Origin of the sequence: Bradyrhizobium sp. B124 (assembly GCF_038967635.1) — a bacterium.
In the GTDB taxonomy this organism is placed as follows: Bacteria; Pseudomonadota; Alphaproteobacteria; order Rhizobiales; family Xanthobacteraceae; genus Bradyrhizobium.
The window spans coordinates 8,862,255-8,877,291 of record NZ_CP152413.1 but is presented as its reverse complement, the minus strand read 5'-3'; the positions used below and the strand labels follow the sequence as shown (position 1 = coordinate 8,877,291).

Below are 15,037 nucleotides of genomic sequence, written 5' to 3'. Positions count from 1 at the left end.
CGCCAATTGGCGCGCCCTTCTTGTTTCCCCCGGATTCAGCTCTGGACCAGCTTCTTCAGCTCCGGCAGAAACCGCTGGATCGTCGCGTCTTCGATATCGTTGCGATCCCGCAATGTGAAGAACTCCATCGCGCGGATCTTCTCGGGATCGCCATCGGCCAACGGCCTGCCGCGCTCACGCTTCTTCAGCAATTGTTGCCGCGACTTCGTGTAGTAGTGATTGATGACGAGCTTGTCCCGCTTGGGAGCCGTACAGCGGCCGCCGATCGGGAAAACGGGCGTGCCGTCTTCCTGGACGTAGCAGCCCAGAACGAGCGATTGATGGGGATGCAGGTAGGACACGATGGTGTCCGGCCGAATGATCGACTTCATGATGAAATGATCCGGGAAGTCGTCCGGAGCACGACGCGTGAAGGACTCGATGCAAAAGCCGGCCGGCTTCGCGTCGTGACCGTTCGATCCGAAGTTCAACCAATGCACCGCCACTGCCGGCGCTGATCCAACCTCCGCCAGGACGTCCTTGATGTTGCCGGCCTTGGTCGGAAACAGGTACTCATCGGCATCGATGAAGGCGCACCATTCCGAGCAATTGCGATAGCTGTCGATCGCATGAGAGAACGCGCGCATCTGGCCAAATTCCCCCTCCACGAAATGATAGGTGATCATTTCGGGCCACGGGAAGGATTCGATGACGGCGCGCGTATTGTCGGTGCTGCCGTTGTCGTAGAGGTAGAAGTGATCGACTCCGACCAGTCTGTGAAAATGCAGCCATTCCAAGAGGTCGTCGCCCTCGTTCTTGATGGCGCACACGGCGGCCAGGCCGTGCTTCTTCCGATCGACCCCGACATAGAGTTTCTTCGCCTCCATCACGCGCAGGAGGCCGGCAAACTCTCGCCGCAGATTTTCACTTTTCGGGGCCGCAGCGAGCGCGGAAAGATAGACGTCCTGCGCCTCTTGGGCTGATCCCATGTTGAGATCCGCGATCGCAAGGCGATGCAACACCCGCGAGTCGGATGGCAGCTGCTTGACGAGGTCGAGAAGGATTGCACGCGCTCCGGCGAAATCACATGCCTGCACAAGCGCTGCCGCCTTTGCAAACTGGAATTCCTTGTAGTGGCCGTATTGCTGCTCCAACTGCTCGACCGATTGGATGAGCTCGTCGGGCTTCGGATTCGCGATCCGCCCGGAAAAGAAATCTCTAAGCCTTGTCTCGATCTCACTTGCTGGAAGCGTATCGAGATTCACGCCTGAGCTGAAACTAGACAATGCAGGAATTTCCATGTCCAACCTGAGCCGCTCCCCACGAGATCAACAAGCAATTACCATTGGTTCGCACCACGAATTCCCTATTAGCGCACTTATCCTACAAGAATAAGGCTATAACACGCAGCGCTCACATTTTAACTGTTGTAAGGTTATTTCGAGGAAAATCAATACAATAGAGCAGAGGGGCTTGCTGTCATTTGCACGAAACCGTCGCACCGGACGGGAACGATCGGAGATCGCCAATGGACAATGGGAACGAAGCAGTCCGTAAGCCGTTCGCGCTTACAAGACGGATGTTTTTGACATCGTTATCCGCGAGCCTCCTGCCCGGCTCGCTCAGCGTGCTGGGTTCCGGCCATCCTGCTGCGGCCGCGGCAGCTTCCCGGCCTCTGGTCGGAGCAATCCGATGGGACGCCTGGTATTCGCCGGGCTCGCAGCCGACCGAAGCCATGAAGCAATCGCTCGGTCCCGAAAAATATCGGTGGCGAACGCCGTTCTTCGGAACGCAGATAAACCGCGATCCCAACGCGCTCGATTTTTCGGCTTCGATCGAGGCCGAGATGGACAAGGAGATCGACCAGGCCATCTTTGCAGGACTGGACTATTGGGCGTTTGCCGCCTACGGCGCGAACCACCCGATGTCGAAAGCCCTGTACGCGTTCAGAGCCCGGCCGAAGGCGGCCGAACTGAGATACTGCATGTTCACCGAGCTCGGGCGATGGGGATCGGCGGCCAAGCTATCCTCACTGCCCCAGGAGCACATCGGCCTCATGGCGGACAAGAACTATCTGAGGGTGGAGAATGATCGGCCGCTGTACTTCCTGGGCTTCATCAAGGGTGCGGATGTGCAGCGAAGCTGGGGCGGTGTGCAAGGTCTGCGCGCCCAGCTCGGCAAGTTCAAATCCGACGCGAACGGAGCCGGACTTGCCGATCCTTACGTCGTGCTGGCAGGAGACACGAAATTCCTGAGCCAGGAGGCCGCCAATCTGGGCGCTGACGCGGTGGGGTCATATGCGATCACAACCGGCAACGGCCGCGGCAGCTTTGCGGATCTCGCGAAGTATGCCGAAAAGGGCTGGAATGATCTTTCCGCAAGCCAGGTCCCGGTGGTGCCCACGGTGATGACCGGATGGGACAGGCGCCCGCGCATCGAACGTCCGGTCCCCTGGGAGAAGTCGCAGCGTCCCGGCGATGGCGTCGCCAATTTCTATGCAGCGCCGACGAAGAAGGAATTGGCCGGCCATCTGGCGCAATCGATCAGCTGGGTGAACAGCCGTGCGCCCGATCGTCGGGCCCCCGCGGTGCTGATCTACGCCTGGAACGAAAATGACGAAGGTGGCTGGCTGGTCCCCACCGTGCCCTGCCAGACCGATCGCCTGGAAGCGCTGCGCGAAGTTCTCAAGACGACCGCAAAGACGGCGTCGAAAAACCTCTGCTAGGTCGGTTCTAAAGACGTGTGTCGCGGCTTGCGTGAAGCCGCGGCGCACGCTCAATCAGGGCTCCGTTCCGATTGCATTGGAACGGACAAGGCAGGCTTGCCCTCGATCAGCGCCAGCGAAGCGGCCTGGTGCGATCGTTCGACTCCACCGTCCTATGCTCCGGATGATAGGGCGCGTAGATCTGCTTGACCCAATAATTGAAGTTCGGGTGCAGCTTCACGAAGTCATAGAATGAATCGCCGAAATTGGACGGGCTGAGGCAGGTCTTGTTTTGCGGTCGCGACGAGATCGCATTCAGGCAGTACGACTCCATGCAAGCCTTCGTCTCGCTCTCCGCCACCTTGCTCAGACTTCGGAAGCTGTTGGTCGAGTGAAGTCGATACAGATAGCGATCGGTCTCGAGATAGGTCGGTTCGACCTTGGTGACGGCGCGCAGGGCGAAGTCCCAGTCGTGACAGTATTTGAGGTCGGCAAGCCAGCCCACCTGCCGCAGCAGCTCACGGCTGAAGACGAAGTTTCCGGTCGACGCGGCAATCTGGGAATCCAGGAACGTCCATGATAGCGGCGCACCTGCGATCTGGGCCCGATCGATTGCATAGCGCAGGCGCGTGGGAAACTGGTAGTTGCTGATCGACCTGCCGTGCTCGTCGATCGGCTCGACGGCCGAGAAGCCGAAGAACAGCCGCTCATTGGCATATTGATCCGCGAACTGCCGAACCCGCTCCGTCGAAAAGGCATCGTCCGAGTTCAAAAGGAAGATCATGTCGCCGCTCGTCAGCGACAATGCCCTGTTCCAGGTGTAGTGGGCGCCGAGGTTTTGCGGGTTCTTGAGCAGCTTGCAGGAGACAAAGCGCTTTCCGAACGACCGCTTCTTGATCACCTTCTGCGCGACTTCAAAACTCTTGTCCGGCGAGTGGTCGTCGACGATGACGAGCTCGATGTCGGCAAAAGTCTGCTGATAGACAGTCTCGAGGCATTCCTCGAGATACTGCTCGTGCTTGTAGCACGCGATGACGACACTTGCGAGCATCGGCCGCGACCTCAACGTCTCACGATGATCGAATGGCGGGACCGCACCAGCGCGCTGGCGCCGTCGCCGACCTCCAGGACCGCGAGCTGATATTCACCATCCGGCAAATCCCGAATCGAGAAGGACAGCTGGAAGCCGAAATAGCAGTCCTTGCTTTCGGCCTTCATATACTCCTTCACGTCGACGCGCTCGTGCCAATCGACGATCAGGCAGTACCCGCTGTTGACCGCGCTATCCGGCGCAAACGCCGACAGCACCAGGAATCCTGTTCGTTGCCGGCTTGCTTCGAACGTATTGCCCGCGCAGATCCAACCCCGTACCAATATCTCGAACCGCGGATCGACGATCACCCGCTCGCCCGTCTGCGAATTAATGTTCTCGATGACCAGCAATGAACCTGCCGGATTGTCGGACGCGCCTTCTGCCTCGACCGGCGTGCCGCTTCTGACACGCTGTACGCCTGAATGGGTGAGACCCGACCGGTGCAGGTTGGCCAGCACTTCGACATGCGTCGAGGCCTCCTTCACCGCCCACTCGAGCTCCTGCCGGCTCAGGCAGTCGAGCAGATCCGGGCTATTTCGGATCTGGGCCGAAATCGGCTCCGCCGAAGCCACCCTTCGCACGACCTCCAGGAACGCTCGTCCGTGACGCGAATCCGGCTCGAGATGAGCCCCCTCCGCCCACTCGTTCCAGGAATTGATGAACACCAACGACTCGGAGAAGCTGTTGCCCTTGGCGCGCAGGGTCGCGTCACGAAGCCAGACCTCGAACGCCTCCGGACTGGACCTCGTGAAGACGTGACCGCGCGCGCCCTTGCGCGGCGTATTGTCCCAACGCGGCATCACGGCAGGAAAGAACGGGAAATCGTAGGTCTTGCCGATCGACGATCGCATCGCATCGACATAGTCGTACACCTTTCCGGCGAAGGTCGGCGGCGCATCGACTTCGGCCGGCGGCACCTCCCGCGTCGAGACTGTGTGCGGCGGAAACTCGATCGCAGCATCACAATTGACGTCACGCGGATCGAACTCTCCAAAGGTCATCGCATTGCAAATCAGCAGTTCGCCGATCCCAAGCTCTCTGGCCCTCTCGCGCCAAATCTCGAACAGACGCTGCTTGTCCGGCAACAATGACGGCCTGTAGACGACGATGATCTTTCGACCATCGACGGTGATGTAGCGCTCATCGAGCAGCAGGTCGGCCATGTCGTCGATAAAGCGGACATCGTCGTCGAGCGAGTGATTTTGTCCCAGCAGGAGCTCGGCATCGGAGCCGTCCCACCGGCGGGACCAATTCTCGTTTGCCCAGCAGATGCAGAACGGCAGGTTCGGCTCGCCGTCCTCGAGCAGGAGCTGAAGCGGCTTTTCCAGCAGCCGTCGCCCCTGAAACCAGTAGACGTAGTAGCAAAATCCATCGATGCCGTACTTGCGCGCGAGGTCGCCCTGCTGACGGCGCGTCTCCGGCAGGCGGACGTCATAGAATCCAAGATCGGCCGGCAACCATGGCGATTCGTGAGCCGGAAACTGGGCACGCATGCGCGCGACATTGGTCCACTCGGTGAACCCCGGTCCCCACCACCTGTCATTTTCTTCAAATGAATGGAATTGCGGCAGGTAGAAGCAAATGTAGCGCACCTCTTTGGTGGCGGCGGCCGCCGGTCCGGCGATTGTCCTGTTGTCGTTGTTCGGAAACAGCAGATCGTCGTAGTCTTCGATCGAGAAGCCTAACGCTACGACCACTTCGCTCGGCGTAAAATTCTCGAACAGCGGTATCTCGTAGTATTCGCCATCGTTCAGGCTGATGCGCAGATAGATCTGCGCATGCTTGGGCTCCACGAGCGTGTTTCGCAGGGCGCGCGCCAGCCGACGGCGCACACCCGGCGTGGATAGATCGATCCGGAATCCGGGACGTCCAATCACGCTCCGCGGACCGATACGGGCCGGCATGGATCGGCCGGTGCGTCCTTCTTCGACACAGTGGGAAGCGACAAAGAGCGCTATCGAAACCGTTGAAGCAGGCGACTGGGCATCGACAATCCAGCCCGAGATTCCCCGCCCTGAATATTCGAGGATCGCGCCACGCAACCGCGATCCCGACTGAAGATCGCTGATATCGGGATCCAGGAACAGGCTCTGCGGATGATCTTCCTGTTGAACCGGACTGGCAACGGGCAACATATCCTTCGTATCCCTGACGCTCCGTTCGACCATCTTGTTCATTGCCACTCAATCTCCTGCCAACGTTTAACGCCGGCTCCAGTTTCTTTCCCGGTCACGCGGACGTTCGATCCCGGGATCACGTTGCCTGACACGCTCCAGATCGTGACCTCTCGGTTCTTATCGATCATCTTCACACAACCAGAGGTGCAATGAGCATTTATTCCGCGAACCCACATTAACGCAATCTCTCTATCGTCGATATGAAAGCCATTGTTAGTTCTGCCTAGATTGTCACGCGGACATGCACGCTTCCGTGCCTTCGCGCCCAAAAACAAAGCCGTGTCACCGTCTCTGCCATTGCTTGCGCGCGACGTGATGTCCGCCTCCAACAATCTCAGCCGACGCTTTCGCCCATCGCCTGCAGACGACGTAGCGCACCTTCGTTGTTCTGCTGCGCCGCCTGCCGATACCAGCGCAGCGCCTGATCGCGATCCTGCGCGACGCCGTTGCCGGCACGCAGTGCATCGCCAATGGCGAGCTGGGCTTCGGCCATGCCCTGCTCCGCAGCTGCCGCGAACCACTCGGCCGCCTTCGCCGGATCGGCGTCGCGGCCCTGTCCTCGTCCGAGCATCACGGCAAGGTTGTATTGCGCGGTCGTGTGGCCCTGGCGCGCCGCGGCTTCGTACCATCTCACGCCCTGGGCAAGATCCTGCTCGATGCCCTGCCCGGTGCAATACATCACCGCCAGCTTGAACTGCGCTGCGGCGCTGCCACCATCGGCAGCCTTGACGATCCAGCCGGCGGCGGCCTGCGGATCCTTGAGGGCGCTCTTGGGATCGGAATACAGCACCGCCAATGTGTGCTGGGCCTCGACATGGCCGGCGCTTGCCGCGCGCTTGAACCATTGAGCCGCGGCCGGTAGATCGACGGCGCCACCGGACCTTCCCATGTGGAGCCCGCCCAACTGGAATGCCGCGGCGGGATGACCGACCTCGGCGGCATCGGTGAGCAGCGTGCGTGCTTGCGCAAGACCCGCTTCGGATGGCTCCTGCTGGATGAGAAACAGGGCATAGGCCGTCTTTGCATCGGCGTCGCCGCCCTTGGCCGCCTTGCTGAGCCATTCGGCAGCGCGCACCTGGTCGCGCGGCACACCGTTGCCCGCCGCGTAGAGCCGGCCGAGTTGCACGCCAGCGGCGCTGATGCCTCCCTCGCACGCGCGTTCGAACCACTTGATCGCGGCCGCAACATCGCGCGTCACGCCGTTGCCGTTGAGATAGAACACCGCGATGTTGTGGGCCGCCGTGGCATGGCCGCTCTCGGCGGCGCGTTCGAACCATTTCGCGGCCTGGCGGATGCTGGGCGGAACGCCGGTGCCGGTGGCGTAGAAGCGCCCGGTGAAGAACTGCGCCTGCACGTCGCCGCGCTCGGCCGCCTTCTCGTACCAGTACGCCGCCTCGCGCAGATCCGGCTCGGCGGCAGTGCCGAGCGCATAGAACTCGGCCAGCGCCTGGATCGCCGGCAGGTAATCCTTCCGTGCCGCCTTGCGCAGCGCGGTCTCGGCCTTGTCGAGGTCCTTGGCCACCCCTTTGCCGCTCAGCCGCAACAGCGCGATGTTGTAGAGCGCGATGGTATCGTCATGCGCAGCGGCACTCTGGAACAGCCGCGCGGCTTCTTCGACATTTTCGGGAAGTCCGGTGCCCTTGAGGCACATGAAGGCGAGCGCCACCTGCGCGCGGACATGCCCCCGCTCCGCGGCTTTTTGATACCAGATCGCGGCCTGCGCAAAATCGACGGGAACGCCGCGTCCCTGATAATGCACGTCACCGAGCGCGAATTCGCCGGCCGCCGCCTTCTGCTCGGCCGCGGCCTCGTACCAGCGCAGGGCAACAGCGTGATCCTTGGCGCAGCCTTGCCCGTTGGCGTACATGTCGCCCAGGAGCGCCTGTGCGTCCGCCTTGCCGGCCTCCGCCGCCACCGACATCCAGAGGAAGGCGGCGTCGAGGTCCCTCGGCACGCCGATTCCGTTCGGGAACACCAGATCGTGGAGGTTGGTCGCCTTGTCACCCAGCCGCGCTGCGGTGGATTGCCGCCACATCTCGGGCCTGTTCGGTCCGAGCGCGGCCTGAAACCCGTGGAAGTAGATCAAGCCAAGCTGGAATTGCGCTTCGGTGTGTCCGTTCAGGGCGGCGCGTTCATACCACGCGACCGCATCGGGAATATTGCCGATGACGCCCTCGTTCCTCGCGTAGAGCAGCCCGATCCGGTAATCCGCCTCCGGGTTGCCCGCTCGCGACGCAAGCCGCCACAAGCGCAGCGCCTCGAGATATTGCCGGTTCTCGTAAGCCTCCAGTCCCCGTTCAAACTGCGAAGAGTCTGAACGGGAGGAACCGGGCCGGAGCAAGTCGAGAAGGGATCGCGTCGATACCATCATGGCTCGCGCATTGCTTCTTTTGCACTGCGCAGCATGCCGCCGAGCAGATACATTGCCACCGATCGGGTGCCGACATTGACATCGCCCTGCAACGTCATGCCGGGAATGAGGCGGAAATTCCTCGGAACATCCTTGAAGTTGGTCTCGTCGACGGAGCATCGCGCCTTGTAGTAGGCATCGACCGGCTTTCCGTCATCATCGGTCGTGAAGGCGCCTTCGCTGATCCAGCGAATCTTGCCCTGCGCCGTACCGTGCTCCGCCGCGTTGAACGCATCGACCTTCATGGTGCAGGGGTCGTTCGGCCGGACGAAGCCGACGTCGCGCGACAGGATCTGGATCTCCGCCTCGAGCCGGGTCTTGAGCGGCATCAGCGTGATGAAGGGATCGCCCGGCTTCAGCACCGACCCGACCGAAAGCTTGGCGAGGGTCAGGACGACCGAGGGCTCGGCCGCCGTCCATCGCACCAGGTCCTGATGCTTGATGGCCTTGTCATAGTTTGAGCGGGCGGTATCCAGGCTGTTGCGCGTCGTGACCAGATCCTGGCTCAGCTGCGCATTCCATTGCTCGGTGAAGGCCTTGCGATCGGCTTTCAACGATTCCAGCTGATGTTGCGCTTCCAGCAAGGTGTTGTGAGTGTTGTCGATCTGACGCAACAACTCCAGGCGATTATCCTGTGACAGATACAGGTTCAGCTTGGACCCGCTGCCGCTTTCGGCAAGCGTCGAGCGCATGTCCTCGATCTTGCCGGCGATCTCGGCACGTTGACTGTAGCGCTCGTCGTCCTTCTTCGACTTCTGGATCGTCGCTTCGGTCTGACTGATCTTGGAGTCGTAGCTGTTCACCTGCGCATTGTACTGGGCGACGCGCTGGTCGTAGAGCGCCTTCTGCAAGGCGTTGTACCGGGTGGCTTCCGGATCGTTGGACTGACCGAATGTCAGCGGCTTTCCGGACAATTCGGCCTCGTCGCGGGCAACCTGTGCGTCAAGGCTTGCGATCTGCAGCTTGTACTGCGTCACATCGGCCACGGTGAAGGTCGAGTCGAGGGTTGCGAGCAGCTGACCCGTCTCGACCTGCTCACCTTCCCGAACATCGATCGTCTTGATGATCGACGCGTCCAGGGCCTGCAGCACGTTGATCTGATCGACCGGAACGATCCGGCCGCCCACGCTGGTGATGACCCGATCGACGCGCGTGAAGCACATGATCGCCACGATGGAGACCATGAACGCCGACAGCACGAACAGCGTCGCGCGGGCCAGCAACGGCTCAGCCGCCTCGCGGATGGCATCGGTTTCGGACTGGAACTGGCGAACGGTCGCGAGCGAAGCCTGATTAGGAGACAAGGGTCGGACTCCTGAAGTTCTTCTCGTTGCGGCCCGCCGGCACCAGATGGGTATTCTGCTGGTACCAGAGCGAGCTGTAGATGTCGTTTCGCTCCAGAAGCTCGTCGTGGCGCCCGATATCGTTGACCACGCCGCGATTGAGCACGAGGATCGCGTCGGCCTTCGTGAGCGACGACAGCCGGTGCGAGATGATGATCAGCGTGCGCCCCTGGGCGATCCGCGAAATATTCGCGTTCACGATCGTCTCGCTCTCGGCATCGAGCGCGCTGGTCGCTTCGTCCAGGATCAGGATCGGCGGATTGACGATCAGCGCGCGTGCGATCGCGAGGCGCTGACGCTGCCCGCCGGAAAGATTCGTGGATCCCTCGTAGATATAGGTCTCGTAGCCGCGCGGCAGCTTGTCGATGAACTCCTCGGCACCGGCCAAACGCGCCGCCCTGACAATGTCGTCGAAGGTCGCATCGGGCTTTGCGGCTGAAATGTTCTCGCGGATCGTGCCGCTGAACAGGAAGTTCTCCTGCAGCACGACGCCGACGTTGCGCCGGAGATGGTCGACATCGTATTCGCGGACATCGATGCCGTCGACCTTGATCAAGCCGCCGTAGTCGGAGTGCAGCCGCTGCAACAGCCGCGTGATCGTGGTCTTGCCCGAGCCGCTCTTGCCCATCACGCCCAGCGTCGTGCCGAGTGGAATCTCGAACGAGACGTTGTTCAGCGCCGGCGACACCGCTCCCTTGTACTTGAACGTGACGCCGGAGAATTCGACCAGTCCCTTGAGCGGGACCCTCACGCCATGGCCGGAACGTCCCTCCTCGGGCGGCTGATTCACCAGCCTGCCGACGATCGTGACCGCCGTGCGGGCCTCGTCGTACTGGTTGATGAGCTGGGCCATCTGCATCAGCGGGCCGGCCACACGTTGCGACAGCATCAGAAAGGCAAACAGCGCGCCGACATAGACCGGATCGCCGCTCGACACGGCCAGGTAGACACCGAACGCATAGGGCGCACTCACCGCCAACCGTTCCAATGGGCGCACCACCGTCTGGATGGCGGTTCCGGTCAGGCCTTCGGCAAGACGCGCCTTGGCGACGCGCGCCACAAGCACATCCCACATGTGGCGCTGCCGTGTATCGAGCGCCAGCGATTTGATGGTCCGCATGCCGTTCAGGCTCTGGATCAGGAACGCGCCCTGTGCGCCTTCGGCCGCCAGGGTTGCCGAGGACTTCTTCCGGTAGGTCGGCAGCATCAGGACAAGCCAGGTTACGATCACCCCGGCAAAGGCAAGAACCATCAGCGTCATGATGGGACTGAAGAAGAACATGACCGGCAGGAAGAAGAACAGCGTCGTCGAATCGAGAACGGTCCCGAACAACTGCCCGGTGAGGAAGCCGCGAATTCGAAACACCTCGCGGATGTCCCGCGAGATCAGGCCGACCGCGTTCTGCTCGAAGTAGTCGATCGGCAGATTGAGCACTTTCTCGAATACGTAGGTCGACAGCTTGACGTCGAGGCGGGCTGTCAAGCGCTGCACCAGATACTGCCGCAGGAACGTGAATGCCGCCTCGAACATGATGACCACGAACATGGCGATACACAGCACGTAGAACGTGTTGTAGGCCTTGTAGAAAATGACCTTGTCGGAGAGCAGCCGCCAGAACATGATCGGTGCCAGGCCCATGAAGCCCAGGATCAGCGCCGCGATCGCGACGTCGCGCAGGATCCGCCGCTCGCGGAACAGCAATGCGGTGACAAAGCCGAAGCTGAACGGCTGGGTCTCGTCGGAGATCTCGTAATCGCGCTTGGCCATGACGACGTCGCCCGACCAGATGTCCTCAAAGCGCGGTTGATCGATGACGAGCAGCGCATCCTCACTCGCGTTCGGATCCTGCAAGACCACCCGGGTGCTGTTTTCATCGCCTTCGAGGCGCAGCAAGACCATGTGGCTGCCATCGCGCAGGCGAACGATTGCCGGCAGCGCCCGCTTGAGATGGCTCAGCCCCTTCCAGTCCAGCGTGACGGCCTTTGCCGTCATGCCCGAGGAATTCGCGCACTTCAAAAGCTCGGCAAGCGTGACTTCCTGGTCGCCCAGGAGATTATCATGGATGAGCTGGGACGGGGTCAGGTGCAAACCATGCTGTCTTGCCACGATGACGAGACAGGCGAGACCCGAGGGCGGCAGCGCCTCCACCGAAGGTGCGCCGACGAGCGAGAGGTGTTTGGTCATGGAAGCCTCGAGGTTTCGACTGCGCAAGATCCGGTCCCTAGCGAGATATAACTTATCACTGTTAGTTCGCTAACGCAGCATTTTCAGCGCATGGTTCCGAAAAGATATGTGTCGCAACAAGCACAGAAGCCAGTTCCGGCCATTGCTACCGGTGGTTTAACCACGGAACCATTATAACATTATTTAACATCGACGATCACGGGGCGGCGATCTCCGTCTCCCGGAAGTCGAAGCCGCAGGCCTCGAGCTGCGGCCGGATCCGCCTCTCCTCGGCCTCCGGCATGAGCGCCAAGGCGCAGACCTCGAAGTTCCCGCTGCGAACGGACACCGTCGGAAACCCGGCGCTCAGCAGCAGGTTTCCCATCCGGTCGCACGAAAACCCGGTCTTGTGCGCCATGTGGTGACGTCCCTGCTCGATCGCGCCGGAATGCCCGTAGATCATATCAAGTGGCCGGATCGGACCGGCCGGCGAGACATAGGCGACCGCACCGAGACCCTGGGTCAGCATGTGCTGAGCCACCGCCTCCAGGTCGGGCGACATGATCAGCGCGAATCCGTCCGGTTTGAGAACCTCGCGGAACTGGACGAATGTGGGATGTATCTCATGGGCATAGAGATGCTCCATCAGATGGGAGCACCAGATCGCGTCGAACGAGGCCGGCCGGCACAGTTTGGCGAGATCGGTAATCGAGCCGACGATGTCCGGAGACACGCTGCCGTCGACATCGAGGCGAACCTCCTCCCACTCATGCGACGTCAGGAGCGGCTGGATCCGCTTGGCAACCGTCGATCCAGCACCGGCGTTCAGCATTTTCTTCTTGGCCAATTCGAGAGCTCCGCGGTTCGCGCATTAAGCGGCTGATTTCTGCAGCGATCGCTCGTCTTGACCAAAGTTGCCGGCGCCGCGGGAAAGGCCACGGCACCACTCAATCGAGCGAGCCACACGCCTTTACAAAAGCTACGTGGTCCGAATGTGACGAACTAACGTTCTAACGTCCGTTAACGGAATGCCTGGAGCGGAACTTGAGACGGAACTCGCCCGATCCGACGCCGAATGATCGACAAGTTCCGATCACCGTGTTCGCACACCGACGAAAGGGCCGCCCAACCGAGGTCGAGGCGGCCCCCTCACTTCGTGAAGGCCTGGGATGTTTACAACCTGGTCGAGTGACCATCGTTGAAGATCAGGTATTCGATGTTGCTGATCTGGGTCACCTGGCCATTGCTGAAGTTGATGTCCAGAGAACCGTCCTTGCCCGCACTAATGTCGGTCACATCGGTCGAGGCGTGATCCAGGAAGGTCAGCGAGTCCTTGCTGCCGGCGCCGCCGTCGATGGTGTCCTTGCTGTGGAGGTTGGACAGGTAGAAGTAGTCCTGACCCGAGCCGCCGACCATCGAGGCCGTGCCGGTGGCGGAGCCGACGAACGACGAACCGCCATTGCCGCCGATCAGCGTCTGCGTGCCCGAGCCGGCGACCATCGTATCGTGGCCGGAGCCGCCATGCAGCGTGTCGTTGCCGGCACCGCCATAGAGCGAGTCGTTGCCGTCACCGCCATAGAGCGAGGTCGCATGCGAGGCATCGCTGCCCGAATAAAGCACGTCGTTGCCTGCGCCGCCGTATTCCGCAACAGTGCCGGTACCGCCGACCAGCAGGTCGCTGCCCGCGCCGCCATCCAGCGAGTCGGCACCGGCCCCGCCATAGAGCGAATCGTTGCCGTCACCGCCGTAGAGTGAAGTCGCGTGCAAGGCATCGCTGCCCGAGTAGAGCACGTCGTTGCCGCTGCCGCCGTATTCGGCAACAGTGCGGATACCGCCGACCAGCAGGTCGTTGCCGGCGCCGCCATCCAGCGAGTCGGCACCGGTACCGCCATAGAGCGAGTCGTTGCCCCCACCGCCGTCCAGGATCGTGCCGTGCGCCGCATCGGAGTGCGAGTAGATCGCGTCGTTGCCGCTGCCACCATACTCCGCAACAGTCCCGGCAGCGCCGATCAGCAGGTCGTCGCCGGCACCGCCGTCCAGCGTGTCGGAACCGATATTGGCAGGATTATACCCTGCACCGGCAACCAGCGTGTCGTCGCCCTCACCGCCATCGAGCAACGTGCCGAGCCCATAACCGGCGCCTGAATAGAGAACGTCGTTGCCGCTGCCACCGTACTCCGCAGCAGTGGCGACGCCGCCCTTCAGCAGGTCATCGCCGGCGCCGCCATCCAACGTGTCGGCTACGGCACTGGCACCACCCTCCAGCGTGTCGTTGCCGTCACCGCCCGACAGGAACGAGCCGTACCACGCAAACAAGTTCGCGTAGAGCAGGTCGTCACCCGCGCCGCCGTAGAGCTGATCGCTGTAGGTGCCGGCGACCAACGTGTCATTGCCCGCGCCGCCGTCGAGAGTCTCGTTGTAGAAACCCGCGCTCAACCAGTCGTCACCGGCGCCACCATACAGGCGATCATTGCCCCAGCCACCGAACAGCACGTCGTTGCCGCTACCGCCGTCCAGCGTGTTGATCCGGTCCAGTGAGTCCAGCGAGCTGCCGGACAGCAGGGTATCGTCGCCGCTACCGCCATGCAAATCCGACCAGTCGCTACCATAAAGCCAGTCGTTGCCGGCGTCGCCGTAAATCTGGGTGTGGCCCACGCCGCCACCGTACACCGTATCGTTGCCGGCCCCGGCAAGAACCGTGGTACCGCGGTTATTATTGATGGTGATATCGTCGTTGCCGACACCGGTCGCGACCACCACCGGGGCGGCGCCGTTCACGGTCAGCGTCACGTCGCTCTTGGTGGCTTCGATGATCGCCTTCAGATTGGGGTCAAGCTTGATCGTATTGTTGGCATTGGTTTCGATCAGAACATTGGCGTTCGGATCCGGGCTGCTGATCCCGGCGCCCACCTCGACCGGGATGGTCGCGCCGTCATCCGGGCTGGTGTAACCGACCCCCGCGCTGATCAGATAGTCGAGAATCTGTTGCCGGGCTGCGTGATCGATCGTGGAGTTGATCGCGACCTTGAGCCCCGTCTGGTTCAGGTTTTGCGTCACCATCGATCGAGCCCCTGCTTCGACGCGCTACATCATCTCTAAGCAAATACTCAAATGATCTCGGTGGTTCACAATTGGAGCAGGCAGCAACACTGCGACATTATCAGACA

At 61.5% G+C, this 15,037-nt stretch carries 9 protein-coding genes; 1 reads left to right on the top strand and 8 read right to left on the bottom strand.

What is annotated here, in order from left to right; translation table 11 throughout:
• Window positions 1-35: 35 nt before the first annotated feature.
• Complete coding sequence (locus tag AAFG13_RS41385) at window positions 36-1,280, bottom strand: glycosyltransferase family 92 protein (protein WP_342713514.1); 1,245 nt, start codon at window positions 1,278-1,280, stop codon at window positions 36-38.
• 545 nt (window positions 1,281-1,825) lie between these two features.
• Here AAFG13_RS41385 and AAFG13_RS41380 point away from each other — a divergent pair.
• Window positions 1,826-2,704: a hypothetical protein gene (locus AAFG13_RS41380; RefSeq protein WP_342710573.1), complete on the top strand. Its 879-nt coding sequence runs from the start codon at window positions 1,826-1,828 to the stop codon at window positions 2,702-2,704.
• A gap of 106 nt (window positions 2,705-2,810) precedes the next feature.
• Here the strand turns inward: AAFG13_RS41380 and AAFG13_RS41375 are convergent, their stop codons facing one another.
• From AAFG13_RS41375 to AAFG13_RS41345, 7 genes are all read right to left on the bottom strand, one after another.
• Window positions 2,811-3,734 carry a glycosyltransferase family 2 protein gene (locus AAFG13_RS41375; RefSeq protein ID WP_212311015.1) on the bottom strand — a complete coding sequence of 308 codons (924 nt, stop codon included), beginning with the start codon at window positions 3,732-3,734 and terminating at the stop codon, window positions 2,811-2,813.
• Between the two features lie 11 nt (window positions 3,735-3,745).
• A complete protein-coding gene (locus AAFG13_RS41370; protein ID WP_342710571.1) occupies window positions 3,746-5,569 on the bottom strand; it encodes a glycoside hydrolase family 99-like domain-containing protein in 1,824 nt (607 codons plus the stop codon).
• 718 nt (window positions 5,570-6,287) lie between these two features.
• Window positions 6,288-8,201, bottom strand: coding sequence for a hypothetical protein (locus AAFG13_RS41365; RefSeq protein ID WP_342710570.1), 1,914 nt, complete (start codon window positions 8,199-8,201; stop codon window positions 6,288-6,290).
• A gap of 119 nt (window positions 8,202-8,320) precedes the next feature.
• Entirely contained in the window at window positions 8,321-9,667 is a 1,347-nt protein-coding gene (locus tag AAFG13_RS41360; protein ID WP_342710569.1) for an HlyD family type I secretion periplasmic adaptor subunit, read from the bottom strand.
• Window positions 9,657-11,891 (bottom strand): peptidase domain-containing ABC transporter, encoded by a 2,235-nt coding sequence (locus tag AAFG13_RS41355; RefSeq protein ID WP_212311018.1) that lies wholly within the window; start codon window positions 11,889-11,891, stop codon window positions 9,657-9,659. The genes AAFG13_RS41360 and AAFG13_RS41355 overlap by 11 nt, the downstream gene beginning before the upstream one ends.
• Before the next feature lie 196 nt (window positions 11,892-12,087).
• Window positions 12,088-12,702, bottom strand: coding sequence for a methyltransferase domain-containing protein (locus AAFG13_RS41350; protein WP_212311661.1), 615 nt, complete (start codon window positions 12,700-12,702; stop codon window positions 12,088-12,090).
• A gap of 341 nt (window positions 12,703-13,043) precedes the next feature.
• A complete protein-coding gene (locus tag AAFG13_RS41345) occupies window positions 13,044-14,930 on the bottom strand; it encodes a calcium-binding protein (RefSeq protein WP_342710568.1) in 1,887 nt (628 codons plus the stop codon).
• Between the last annotated feature and the right edge of the window lie 107 nt (window positions 14,931-15,037).